Source organism: Pectobacterium sp. CFBP8739, assembly GCF_013449375.1.
Taxonomy (GTDB): domain Bacteria; phylum Pseudomonadota; class Gammaproteobacteria; order Enterobacterales; family Enterobacteriaceae; genus Pectobacterium.
The window spans coordinates 162,031-174,127 of sequence record NZ_JACDRR010000011.1; the positions used below are offsets into that span (position 1 = coordinate 162,031).

Consider the following 12,097-nt stretch of genomic DNA (forward strand, 5'->3'; position numbering starts at 1 on the left):
TGATATGACGCAATTTGCAATGGTGTTTCCCGGTCAGGGATCGCAGACGGTAGGTATGTTGGCTGAACTGGCGGCAGAACACCCCATCGTCACTGAAACGTTTGCTCAGGCTTCTGAAGCGTTAGGTTATGACTTATGGCAGCTCACCCAGCAAGGGCCGGCTGAAGAGTTGAATAAGACTTGGCAGACGCAGCCTGCGTTACTGACCGCTTCTGTTGCTATCTGGCGTGTCTGGCAGCAGCGGGGAGGGAAAGCGCCTGCTCTGATGTCTGGTCATAGCCTTGGTGAATATTCCGCACTGGTTTGTGCTGGCGTTCTGGATTTCCAACAGGCTGTCCGTTTAGTTGAACTGCGTGGCAAGCTGATGCAGGAAGCAGTACCGGAAGGAACGGGCGCGATGTATGCCATTATCGGGCTTGATAACGACGCTATTGCCAAAGCGTGTGAAGAATCCGCGCAGGGGCAGGTGGTTTCTCCAGTAAACTTCAACTCACCGGGTCAGGTGGTGATTGCGGGTAATAAAGACGCCGTTGAGCGTGCTGGTGCCGCGTGTAAAGCCGCAGGGGCGAAACGCGCGTTGCCGCTGCCTGTCAGCGTACCGTCACACTGTGCGCTGATGGAGCCAGCCGCGAAGAAACTCGCGGTTGCGCTGGAGTCTGTGACGTTTAATGCTCCGGTCATCCCCGTTGTCAATAATGTTGATGCAAGCATCGAAACAACACCGGAAGCGATTCGCGATGCGCTGGTACGCCAGCTGTATTGCCCTGTGCGCTGGACGGATTGTGTTGAATTTATGGCCTCTCAGGGCGTTGAATCACTGTTAGAAGTCGGGCCAGGTAAAGTATTGACTGGCTTAACCAAACGAATCGTCGATACCCTGACAGCAGCTGCGGTGAACGATCCTGCTTCTCTATCAGCGGCGATTGAGAAATAAGAACGGAGAAGACAATGAGTTTTGAGGGGAAAATTGCACTGGTTACCGGTGCAAGCCGTGGTATTGGGCGTGCCATCGCCGAGACGTTGGTTGCCCGCGGGGCAAAAGTCATTGGTACCGCAACCAGCGAAAAAGGTGCTGAAGCTATTAGCGGCTGGCTGGGTGAGAACGGTAAAGGTTATATGCTGAATGTTGCCGATGCAGCATCAGTAGAAAGCGTATTAGCAGAAATTCGCGCAGAATTCGGGGAAATTGATATTCTTATCAATAACGCGGGCATCACCCGTGATAACCTGCTGATGCGTATGAAAGATGATGAGTGGCACGATATTCTGGATACCAATTTAACGTCGGTATTCCGCATGTCTAAAGCAGTGATGCGTGCCATGATGAAGAAACGTTTTGGCCGGATCATTACCATCGGTTCCGTTGTGGGAACGATGGGCAATGCAGGACAAGCTAACTACGCGGCAGCGAAGGCGGGACTGATTGGATTCAGTAAATCCCTCGCGCGTGAGGTGGCTTCTCGTGGTATTACGGTCAACGTTGTCGCGCCTGGTTTTATCGAAACAGATATGACTCAGGCATTGACAGAAGAACAGCGAGCAGGCATTTTGACGTCGGTTCCAGCTAACCGACTCGGTGATGCTAAAGAAATCGCCAGTGCTGTTGTATTTTTAGCCTCTGATGAAGCTGCTTACATTACTGGCGAAACATTGCATGTCAATGGCGGCATGTATATGATCTAAAAAGCTCGAAAACTATTTGCATTATTTGCGGTGATAACCGCAAAATAGCACAAAATCGTGGTTCGACCAGCCGAGATTTTGTTGCATCTTTTCAAACATTTTATACACTACGAAAACCATCGCGAAAGCGAGTTTTGATAGGAAATTTAAGAGTATGAGCACTATCGAAGAACGCGTTAAGAAAATCATCGTTGAACAGCTTGGTGTTAAGCAGGAAGAAGTCGTAAACAATGCTTCTTTCGTTGATGACCTCGGCGCTGATTCTCTTGACACTGTTGAGCTGGTAATGGCTCTGGAAGAAGAATTTGATACTGAGATTCCAGACGAAGAAGCTGAAAAAATCACGACTGTTCAGGCAGCCATTGATTTCATTCAGGCTAACCAGCAGTAAGCGAACATATCTAGGCGGTCATTCGACCGCCTAAGTTTTTTTGTCCCGCAGTGTCTTTTTTTTCCCTCCCTGGAGGATAAGCGTGTCTAAGCGTCGAGTAGTTGTGACCGGACTGGGCATGTTATCTCCTGTCGGCAATACAGTTGAGTCTACCTGGAGTGCTCTTCTTGCCGGTCAGAGTGGTATCAGCCTGATCGACCATTTCGATACTAGTGCCTACGCAACGCGTTTTGCTGGCTTAGTAAAGGATTTTAATTCTGAGGAATTCATTTCGCGTAAAGAAGCTCGCAAAATGGATGCCTTTATTCAATACGGCGTTGCTGCTGGCGTTCAGGCTATGCAGGATTCCGGTTTGGAAGTAACGGAAGAGAACGCGCCGCGTATCGGTGCGGCGATTGGTTCCGGCATCGGCGGTCTGGGTCTTATTGAAGAGAACCACACCGCGCTGGTGAACGGCGGCCCGCGTAAAATCAGTCCGTTCTTCGTGCCGTCAACCATCGTCAATATGGTGGCTGGGCATCTTACTATCATGTACGGGCTGCGTGGCCCGAGCATCTCTATCGCTACAGCCTGTACGTCGGGCGTGCATAATATTGGTCAGGCAGCGCGTATCATTGCTTACAACGATGCGGATGTGATGTTGGCCGGCGGCGCAGAGAAAGCCAGTACGCCATTGGGCGTTGGTGGGTTCGGTGCTGCTCGTGCGTTGTCTACGCGCAATGACGATCCTCAGGCAGCAAGCCGTCCGTGGGATAAAGATCGTGATGGTTTTGTACTGGGTGACGGTGCTGGCATCATGGTGCTGGAAGAGTATGAACACGCGAAAAAGCGCGGTGCGAAAATCTATGCAGAAATTGTTGGATTTGGCATGAGCAGCGACGCGTATCATATGACGTCTCCGCCGGAGAACGGTTCTGGTGCTGCGCTGGCGATGGAAAATGCGCTCCGTGACGCGGGTCTGTCAACGAGCCAGATCGGTTATATTAACGCGCATGGTACTTCTACGCCTGCGGGTGATAAAGCGGAAACACAGGCGGTGAAATCTGTGTTTGGTGCGGACGCTAGCAGCGTGCTGGTGAGCTCGACAAAATCGATGACGGGTCACTTACTCGGTGCGGCAGGCGCGGTGGAGTCTATCTTCAGTATTCTTGCTCTGCGCGATCAGGCTGTTCCGCCAACGCTCAATCTGGACAATCCAGATGAAGGCTGCGATCTGGATTTCGTGCCGCATGAGGCGCGTCAGGTCAGCAACTTGGAATACGTACTCTGCAACTCTTTCGGCTTCGGTGGAACCAATGGTTCTCTGATCTTCCGTAAGATTTGATTGCAATAGCGTCTTAAAAAAACCCGGTTTCCGGGTTTTTTTTTGCCTGTATAAAATCAGACACGCCTGCTTGTCTGCAACGCCGCTTTGCTGGCAAGCTGACGACGATGAATGATGCGGAGCTTATTATGCTGTGGATTAATGGTCAGTTACAGAAACAGCTTTCGGTGCTCGATCGAGGTACACAGTACGGTGACGGCTGTTTTACGACAGCCAGAGTATGCGATGGCGAGATTGTCTGGCTTGATCGACATGTCGCGCGTCTGCAACAGGCCGCTACGCGCTTATTATTTCCGACGCTTGATTGGGAAAGTCTGATCGCTGAAATGAAACAGGCAGCACTGGGGCGAGCAGACGGCGTCGTGAAAGTGATGTTAACGCGCGGTGCTGGCGGGCGTGGCTATAGTCCCCTGGGCTGCATGCAACCAACCCGAATCGTCATGCAGGTCGGCTATCCCACTCACTATGACGACTGGCGTGAGCAGGGCATTAGCCTGAACCTTAGCCCTGTCGCGCTCGCGAAAAATCCGCTGTTAGCGGGCATTAAGCATCTCAATCGGCTTGAACAAGTGCTGATTCGTGCGCATCTTGACCAGACTTCAGCCGACGAGACCCTCGTGCTTGACACCTCTGGTGCGCTAGTGGAATGCTGTGCCGCAAATTTATTCTGGCGCAAAGGGCACCGGATCTATACGCCAGATTTATCTGAATCAGGAGTGGATGGCGTTGCTCGACAGCATATTATTGCCTTGCTGGCAGATTCTGATTTTGAGCTAGAAATTGTTAGTGAACCCGTAAGCACACTGTCCGATGCGGACGAAGTGCTGGTTTGTAATGCATTAATGCCGATAGTCCCCGTGAATCAGGCGCATGTCTGGCGTTACCACTCCCGAGAGCTTTATCGATTCCTGAGTTCTGACTGCTAGTAGATGGTTGATTTATGAAGAAAAAGAAAATTGGTTTGCTGATTATCACTGCCATTGTGCTGATATTACTGGTCGCATGGCAGAAAATGCAGCGTTTTGCTGATTCTCCATTGGCTATCGAAAAGGAAACTATCTTTACGCTTCCTGCTGGTACAGGAAGAGAAGGGCTGGAAACGCTGCTTCTCGATCAGCATGTCATTACCGATGGCACATTTTTTCCGTGGCTGCTGCGTATTGAGCCTGAATTGGCAAAATTCAAAGCAGGTACGTATCGCTTGACTTCGGGCATGACCGTGCGCGAGATGCTGGCGCTGCTATCCAGCGGAAAAGAAGCGCAATTTTCTATCCGTTTTGTCGAAGGCTCACGTTTGAAAGAGTGGCTGGTCACGCTGCAACAAGCACCTTATATCAAGCATTCATTGGCCGATAAAACCGAACAGGATGTTGCCACCCAGTTGGAAATCAAAGATAAGCCGAATCCGGAAGGCTGGTTTTATCCTGATACGTATTCATACACGGCAGGTACGAGCGATATCGCCCTGTTGCAGCGTGCGCATCAGCGCATGAAAAAAACGGTGGATGAGGTATGGAAAGGGCGCGAAGATGGATTGCCGTATAAAACGCCAGAAGAATTGTTGACGATGGCCTCAATCATTGAAAAAGAAACGGCCATTAATGAAGAACGTACTCAGGTTGCCTCCGTTTTTATCAATCGGTTACGGCTTGGGATGCGCTTGCAGACTGACCCTACGGTGATTTATGGCATGGGGGATGACTATAAAGGCGTGATAACCCGTAAAGCATTAGACACGCCAACGCCTTACAATACCTATATTATTTCTGGTTTGCCGCCAACGCCAATTGCGATGCCGGGAAAAGCCTCATTAGATGCGGTAGCACACCCAGCTAAAACGTCATACCTGTATTTTGTGGCGGATGGAAAAGGCGGACACAGTTTTACCACTAACCTTGCAGACCATAATCGTGCTGTGAGGGTATACCGCTCAGCGTTAAAGGAACGGGATGAACAGTAAATTTATCGTCATTGAAGGATTGGAAGGCGCAGGGAAGACCACCGCACGTAATATCGTGGTGGAAACGCTGCGGTCACATGGCGTGAAAGAGGTTGTGTTTACACGCGAGCCCGGTGGCACGCCGCTGGCAGAGAAACTGCGTGAGCTTATCAAGCAAGGTATAGCCGATGAGAAGGTTACCGACAAAGCGGAAGTGTTGATGTTGTACGCCGCCAGAGTTCAACTGGTGGATAATGTCATCAAACCCGCACTGGCTAACGGGCAATGGGTTATCGGCGATCGTCACGATTTGTCTTCACAGGCTTATCAGGGTGGTGGACGTGGGATCGATCAGCAACTGTTGCGTTCACTGCGCGATACCGTGCTGGGTGAGTTTCGCCCTGATCTGACGCTCTATCTTGATTTGCCGCCCGCTATCGGTTTGCAGCGCGCGCGCCAGCGGGGCGAGTTGGATCGAATTGAGCAAGAGTCGCTGGCTTTCTTTGAACGTACCCGTTCCCGCTATCAGGAACTGGCTGCGGAAGACGACAGTATCCTGACGATCGATGCTTCACAGTCTATTGACGCCGTCAGTGCGGATATTCAGGCAGCGCTACAGCAGTGGTTACAGCAACAAGGCTTGTCGCCTGTTGCGCAGGAGCCGCGCTGATGGATTGGTATCCGTGGCTGAATGCATCCTATCGGCAGCTCATCGGCCAGTATCAGGCTGGCAGGGGGCATCATGCGGTGTTACTGCATGCGCTGCCGGGCATGGGCGATGAATCGCTGATTTATGCGCTGAGTCGCTGGCTGATCTGCCAGCAACCTGATGGGATGAAAAGCTGCGGCCAGTGTCACTCCTGTAATCTGATGACCGCAGGAACGCATCCAGACTGGCATGTGCTGAGCCCAGAGAAAGGCAAGCAAAGCTTAGGTGTCGATCCCGTGCGTGACGTCGTTGAGAAAGTGTATCAACACTCCCGACAGGGCGGAGCAAAAGTGATTTGGCTGGCCGCTGCTGAGCAACTGACAGAGGCGGCAGCGAATGCGCTGCTGAAAACGCTGGAAGAGCCGCCGCAGAATACCTTCTTCTTGTTTGGCTGTCGTGAGCCAGCTCGGTTGTTGGCGACGTTGCGCAGCCGTTGTTTGTATCACTATCTGGATGTTCCGAATGAAACGCAGAGCGTGTTGTGGCTGAATGCGCGCCATCGCCATGACAGCAAGGCATTGCGCACGGCATTGAGATTGCAATCGGGCGCGCCGCTAGCCGCCGAAGCGTTATTGCAGCCAGAGCGTTGGAAACAGCGTAGCGCGCTGTGTCAGGCGTTTTCTGCCGCGCTGACCTCGCGAGATCAGCTCTCATTGATATCACAGCTAAATCATGACGATGCGGATGTTCGTATTCACTGGTTGGCTACGCTACTGCTGGATGCTATGAAATGGCAGCAGGGTGCGAATGACCATTTAGTGAATCAGGATCAGATCGAACTGGTTGAGCGTCTGGCACGCGAACCTTCCGCACATTTGCAGTATGAGCTGCAACAGTGGCTGTCTTGCCGGCAAAAATTGCTGACCGTCACGGGGGTAAATCGTGAGCTATTGCTGACGGAACGCCTGCTTGATGGGGAACGCACGTTTGCCTCATTGGTTAGGCGCGACAGCCATCCTTTTTCTGTTTAATTATTATCGAGTAAATATCATGTTGTTAGTGGATTCCCACTGTCATCTTGACGGTCTGGATTATCAGTCATTGCATAAAGATGTCTCCGATGTTCTGGAGAAAGCGAAACGTCGCGATGTCGGCTTCCTATTGGCGGTGGCGACGACGTTGCCTGGCTATCGCGCCATGCTGGAGTTAATTGGCGAACGCGATAATGTGGCGTTTTCCTGCGGCGTTCATCCGCTTAATCAGGAAGTACCTTATGATTATGCCGAGCTGCGTGAGTTAGCCAGCGCCAGCCGCGTGGTGGCGATGGGGGAAACGGGCCTGGACTATTTCTACCAACAGGAAACGAAAGCCCAGCAGCAGGAATCTTTTCGCGAACATATTCGTATTGGCAATGACCTGAACAAACCGGTCATCGTGCATACGCGTGCCGCCCGTGAAGATACGTTAGCGATTCTGCGTGAGGAACAGGCGGAGAAATGCAGTGGTGTTCTGCACTGTTGTACCGAAGATTTGCCAACGGCAAAAGCCCTGTTGGATATGGGATTCTATATCTCGTTTTCTGGCATCGTGACGTTCCGTAATGCCGAGGCGTTGCGTGATGTCGCGCGTTATGTACCGTTGGATCGGATGCTGATTGAAACGGATTCCCCTTGGTTAGCACCCGTTCCATTCCGGGGGACGGAAAACCAGCCTGCGTATGTGCGTGATGTCGCGGAATATCTCGCCGTGCTGAAAGGCACATCGTTGGAAAACCTTGCTGCCGCCACAACAGAAAACTTTTCCCGCCTGTTTCACATCGATCCAGCTCGGTTGACCGCCGCGTAATAGTGGCTGAAAATAGCCGAGTTTTTTTTATCCGTGTAATTAATAGCGCTGCATAATCCTCTTGATCAGGTTTTTCCTCTTCAGGGGGACATGTTTTTTAGCGATATATCACAAAAAAGTGCAATATCTGTTCGAAATAAGCCTGTTGGCTTGTGGAAACGTGATAGCAATCAAACATTGTGGGCGCTATTTATTTTACTCTGCGTAAAAATTAAAGGGGGCTAAGACACCCCAACTCGCAAAGGCCATCCTCCCCGTCTTTGCTTATATATGAAGTATCAGAAGTAAAAGCACTATTACTCAGGAGCACACTCAATTATGTTCAAGAATGCATTCGCAAACCTGCAAAAAGTAGGTAAGTCGCTAATGCTGCCCGTATCCGTACTCCCTATTGCAGGTATTCTGCTGGGTGTCGGTTCGGCCAATTTTAGCTGGTTGCCTGAAATTGTCTCCAGCGTCATGGCACAAGCCGGTGACTCGGTGTTTGCTAATATGCCGCTGATTTTTGCTATTGGTGTTGCCCTGGGCTTCACCAATAACGACGGTGTTTCCGCACTGGCGGCGGTGGTCGCTTATGGCATCATGGTGAAAACCATGGCTGCGATTGCGCCGCTGGTTCTTAATCTACCTGCTGCCGAGATCACGGCGAAGCACCTGGCGGATACCGGCGTTCTGGGCGGGATCATTGCCGGTGCAATTGCCGCGTATATGTTTAATCGTTTCTACCGCATCCAACTGCCTGAATATCTGGGCTTCTTTGCCGGTAAACGCTTCGTGCCGATTATTTCCGGCCTGACGGCGATCGTTACCGGTGCAGTGCTATCTTTCATATGGCCACCGATCGGTAGCGCGATCCAAACGTTTTCACATTGGGCGGCGAATGAGAACCCGATGTTAGCATTTGGTATCTATGGGGTCGTTGAACGTTCTCTGGTGCCGTTTGGTCTGCACCATATCTGGAACGTACCTTTCCAAATGCAAGTCGGTGAGTTCACTAACGCGGCAGGTCAGGTTTTCCACGGTGATATCCCACGTTATATTGCGGGTGACCCGACTGCGGGTAAATTGTCCGGTGGCTTCCTGTTTAAAATGTATGGTTTGCCAGCCGCAGCTATTGCTATTTGGCATTCGGCTAAACCAGAGAACCGTGCGAAAGTCGGCGGTATCATGATCTCTGCGGCACTGACCTCGTTCCTGACGGGGATCACTGAGCCAATTGAGTTCTCCTTCATGTTTGTTGCGCCGATCCTGTATGTCATCCATGCGATTCTGGCCGGTCTGGCGTTCCCAATCTGTATCCTGTTGGGTATGCGTGATGGTACAAGCTTCTCTCACGGCCTGATCGACTTCGTGGTGCTGAGCGGCAACGGCAGCAAACTGTGGCTGTTCCCGATTGTAGGTCTGTGCTATGCGCTGATTTACTACACTATCTTCCGCGTTCTGATTGCCAAACTGAATCTGAAAACGCCGGGTCGTGAAGATAGCTCATCTGAGCAAAGCTCGCAGGACAGCACTGAAATGGCGGCCGCTCTGGTAACGGCATTCGGTGGTAAAGAGAACATCACTAACCTGGATGCCTGCATCACCCGTTTGCGTGTCAGCGTGGGCGATGTGGCTAAAGTGGATCAGGCTAGCCTGAAAAAACTGGGCGCAGCCGGTGTGGTTGTTGCAGGTTCCGGTGTTCAGGCTATTTTCGGTACCAAATCCGATAACCTGAAAACCGACATGGACGACTACATCCGTAACCACTGATGTGTTGTTGGGGAGTGGTAAAAGGGGCGAAAGCCCCTTTTTTTATGGTCGCAACAAACGCGTATTTTCGGTTATAAGACAGGCGTGTCGATCATTTTTCTGGGTGTCGTATTTTGACCAACCGCACCAGAAATAGACGAAGAAGGTTGAAAGAAATGGAATAGGTCACTCATACTGCCTACACGACGTCGTTCAATGCCAGCTTTAACAAGGAAATCAATCATGGCTGAAGAAACCATCTTTAGTAAAATCATCCGCCGGGAAATCCCTGCCGATATCGTCTATCAAGATGAACTGGTCACCGCCTTCCGTGACATTGCTCCTCGCACACCCACTCACATCCTGATTATCCCGAATGTCTTGATCCCTACTGTTAACGATACGGCGCCAGAACATGAAGCGGCGCTGGGACGAATGGTAACGGTCGCGGGAAAAATTGCGCAGCAGGAAGGGATTGCCGAGGACGGCTATCGTCTGATCATTAACTGCAACCGACACGGCGGGCAGGAGGTATATCACATCCATATGCATTTACTGGGTGGTCGCGCATTAGGGCCTTTGCTGGCGAACTAGATTCGATGATCATGGTTGGGCAATCATGTGAAAAAAAACTCATGCGAGAACATCATGCGTAACCCGATGCTTTTTTTGTCCGCATGTTTGATGGTCGGGTTGGTGGCGGGCTGTAGCGCGCCAAAGGTATTGACCATCAATGAACGGCAAACGCTGGTATTGGATGCTCCTGTACTGTCGGCGGGCATTACGGCGGGCAATCCGTCGCTGGATTCAGAAAAGGGTCGGCTGCGTGCTTCTTCCGTTGTCAGCAACGACGCCTCACACGCCGTGACCGTGCATTACCGTTTCTATTGGTATGATGAAAACGGGCTGGACGTGTTGCCGTTTGAGGACGTGCAGTCTATTGAAATCCCACCACAGACGGAAATGACGGTGTTTTCAACGCGCAGCAGCCCCACTGCGCGCCAGGTTCGCCTTCATCTGTTTTTGTAATGGTGTGCAGAGAGAGAAAGTATGAAAAAGTATCTAGGTGTGATACTGGCGGCATTGGTACTGACAGGGTGCCCCAGCCGCCCACCGGAACCGACTGAACCGCCTGCGACGATTGAGCCCGTTGAGCCTCAAGTGCCAGCTACGCCAACGCCGCCGCCGGGGGAGTCTGTCCCGCAACCGCCGAAAATCCAGACGTTGAACTGGGAAGCCAGTATTAATCCGCTGGTAGCGCAGATGCTGAAAGCCGATGGTGTCACACCGGGCAGCATCCTGCTGGTGGATAGCGTGAAAAACAACACTAACGGTTCACTGCCGATCGCGAAAGCGACAGGCGCGCTGTACAGCGCGTTATCTTCCGGCAAGGCGTTTACGCTGGTGCCGCGTGAGCAGTTGGCCGCGGCGAAGCAAACGCTGGGTCTGTCGGTTGACGACAGCCTGGGATCGCGCAGCAAGGCGATTGGCCTAGCGCGCTATGTCAGCGCGCAGTATGTGCTGTACAGCGACGTCAGTGGTGATGTGAAATCGCCACAGATCGACATGCAACTGATGCTGGTGCAGACCGGCGAAATTGTGTGGTCCGGTAATGGCGCCGTTCAGCATTAAGCAGGTAGGTATCCAGCAACAACTGATAGCGGCGATCCAGATGTATTTTCCTGCCGTGGAGATAGCGAATATTCGCTTTGAACTGGTTGGTGGATTGAGTAGTAAAAGCTGGCGCATCCGTGGGCCGGGCATCGAATGGCTTGCGCGCCGACAGTCGCCAACCGAGCGGAAAATGGGCGTCGATCGCCAGCGAGAGTTCGCCCTGCTGCGGCAGATGTCCGCGATAGGGCTTGCGCCACGGCCGTTACTGTGGCGCGACGGCTGGCTCATTGTCGAATGGGTGCCGGGGCGTGTTGCTACGTCTGATGAATTCCTGATGATGCTGGCTAATGGTGAAGTGGCGCGGACGTTGTCTCAGCTTCATCGCCTGCCGCGTAGCGGCTATCCCCTCGATCTTAAAATGCTTTTCGCTCAGCACTGGCAACTGATGGATCCGCGCCGCCGTTCGCCCGTGCTGCTGCGCGCCCACCATTATTTTCAGCGAGCACCATTGCCCACACCTTTGGCGCTGGCGCCTCTCCATCTGGATGTGCATGCGGAAAACGTGCTGATCACGCCACAAGGAACGATGCTGATTGACTGGGAATATGCCTCAGATGGCGATATTGCCTTTGAGCTGGCGCTCATTGTGCGAGCTAGCCAGATGGACAGTATGGCGCAAACGCATTTTCTACAGAGCTACCAGCGATATCGGCGAGGGTTTTCCGTGAGCGGCCTTCAGCAACAGATGACGCAGTGGTTCCCTTGGGTCGATTATCTGGTATTGATGTGGTTTGAGATACGTTGGCAGCAAACGAAGAACTCCGAATTTTTAGCGGACATTCCCGCGCTATACCATCGGTTACAGACAGGCTGACGATGTGGCTTTTGTCATCGTAGTTATTTTACTCAGTAGTACATGTT

Annotated in this window: 14 protein-coding genes; all 14 read left to right on the forward strand. The window is 52.0% G+C overall.

The annotated features are described in order from the left end of the window. The first annotated feature begins 4 nt into the window (after positions 1-4). The 14 genes from fabD to thiK all read left to right on the forward strand — a co-directional run bounded on the left by fabD (position 5) and on the right by thiK (position 12,050). Positions 5-934 (forward strand): ACP S-malonyltransferase, encoded by a 930-nt coding sequence (gene fabD, locus H0247_RS11480; protein WP_180742650.1) that lies wholly within the window; start codon positions 5-7, stop codon positions 932-934. A 14-nt stretch (positions 935-948) separates the two neighbouring features. Continuing rightward, a complete protein-coding gene (gene fabG / locus H0247_RS11485; protein ID WP_010276180.1) occupies positions 949-1,683 on the forward strand; it encodes a 3-oxoacyl-ACP reductase FabG in 735 nt (244 codons plus the stop codon). 154 nt (positions 1,684-1,837) lie between these two features. Beyond that, positions 1,838-2,074: an acyl carrier protein gene (acpP, locus tag H0247_RS11490; RefSeq protein WP_005970506.1), complete on the forward strand. Its 237-nt coding sequence runs from the start codon at positions 1,838-1,840 to the stop codon at positions 2,072-2,074. A gap of 82 nt (positions 2,075-2,156) precedes the next feature. Further along, the gene (gene fabF, locus H0247_RS11495) at positions 2,157-3,398 is read left to right on the forward strand and encodes a beta-ketoacyl-ACP synthase II (RefSeq protein WP_180742651.1); all 1,242 of its coding nucleotides are present in this window, start codon (positions 2,157-2,159) and stop codon (positions 3,396-3,398) included. 128 nt (positions 3,399-3,526) lie between these two features. Continuing rightward, positions 3,527-4,324, forward strand: a complete 798-nt coding sequence (gene pabC, locus H0247_RS11500) for an aminodeoxychorismate lyase (protein ID WP_180742652.1) — start codon at positions 3,527-3,529, stop codon at positions 4,322-4,324. Positions 4,325-4,338: 14 nt separating this feature from the next. Next, complete coding sequence (gene mltG, locus H0247_RS11505; protein ID WP_180742653.1) at positions 4,339-5,358, forward strand: endolytic transglycosylase MltG; 1,020 nt, start codon at positions 4,339-4,341, stop codon at positions 5,356-5,358. Further along, positions 5,348-6,007, forward strand: coding sequence for a dTMP kinase (gene tmk, locus H0247_RS11510; protein ID WP_180742654.1), 660 nt, complete (start codon positions 5,348-5,350; stop codon positions 6,005-6,007). The genes mltG and tmk overlap by 11 nt, the downstream gene beginning before the upstream one ends. After that, positions 6,007-7,017 carry a DNA polymerase III subunit delta' gene (gene holB, locus H0247_RS11515; RefSeq protein ID WP_180742655.1) on the forward strand — a complete coding sequence of 337 codons (1,011 nt, stop codon included), beginning with the start codon at positions 6,007-6,009 and terminating at the stop codon, positions 7,015-7,017. Before tmk ends, holB begins: the two co-directional genes overlap by 1 nt. Before the next feature lie 19 nt (positions 7,018-7,036). Further along, positions 7,037-7,831 carry a metal-dependent hydrolase gene (locus tag H0247_RS11520; RefSeq protein WP_180742656.1) on the forward strand — a complete coding sequence of 265 codons (795 nt, stop codon included), beginning with the start codon at positions 7,037-7,039 and terminating at the stop codon, positions 7,829-7,831. A 318-nt stretch (positions 7,832-8,149) separates the two neighbouring features. Next, the gene (gene ptsG / locus H0247_RS11525) at positions 8,150-9,583 is read left to right on the forward strand and encodes a PTS glucose transporter subunit IIBC (RefSeq protein WP_180742657.1); all 1,434 of its coding nucleotides are present in this window, start codon (positions 8,150-8,152) and stop codon (positions 9,581-9,583) included. A 222-nt stretch (positions 9,584-9,805) separates the two neighbouring features. After that, positions 9,806-10,156 (forward strand): purine nucleoside phosphoramidase, encoded by a 351-nt coding sequence (gene hinT / locus H0247_RS11530; protein WP_010276226.1) that lies wholly within the window; start codon positions 9,806-9,808, stop codon positions 10,154-10,156. 54 nt (positions 10,157-10,210) lie between these two features. After that, on the forward strand, positions 10,211-10,591 hold the full coding sequence (locus H0247_RS11535) for a YcfL family protein (RefSeq protein WP_180742794.1): 381 nt from the start codon (positions 10,211-10,213) through the stop codon (positions 10,589-10,591). 21 nt (positions 10,592-10,612) lie between these two features. Continuing rightward, on the forward strand, positions 10,613-11,194 hold the full coding sequence (gene lpoB, locus H0247_RS11540; RefSeq protein WP_180742658.1) for a penicillin-binding protein activator LpoB: 582 nt from the start codon (positions 10,613-10,615) through the stop codon (positions 11,192-11,194). After that, a complete protein-coding gene (thiK, locus tag H0247_RS11545; RefSeq protein ID WP_180742659.1) occupies positions 11,175-12,050 on the forward strand; it encodes a thiamine kinase in 876 nt (291 codons plus the stop codon). The genes lpoB and thiK overlap by 20 nt, the downstream gene beginning before the upstream one ends. Positions 12,051-12,097: the final 47 nt, after the last annotated feature.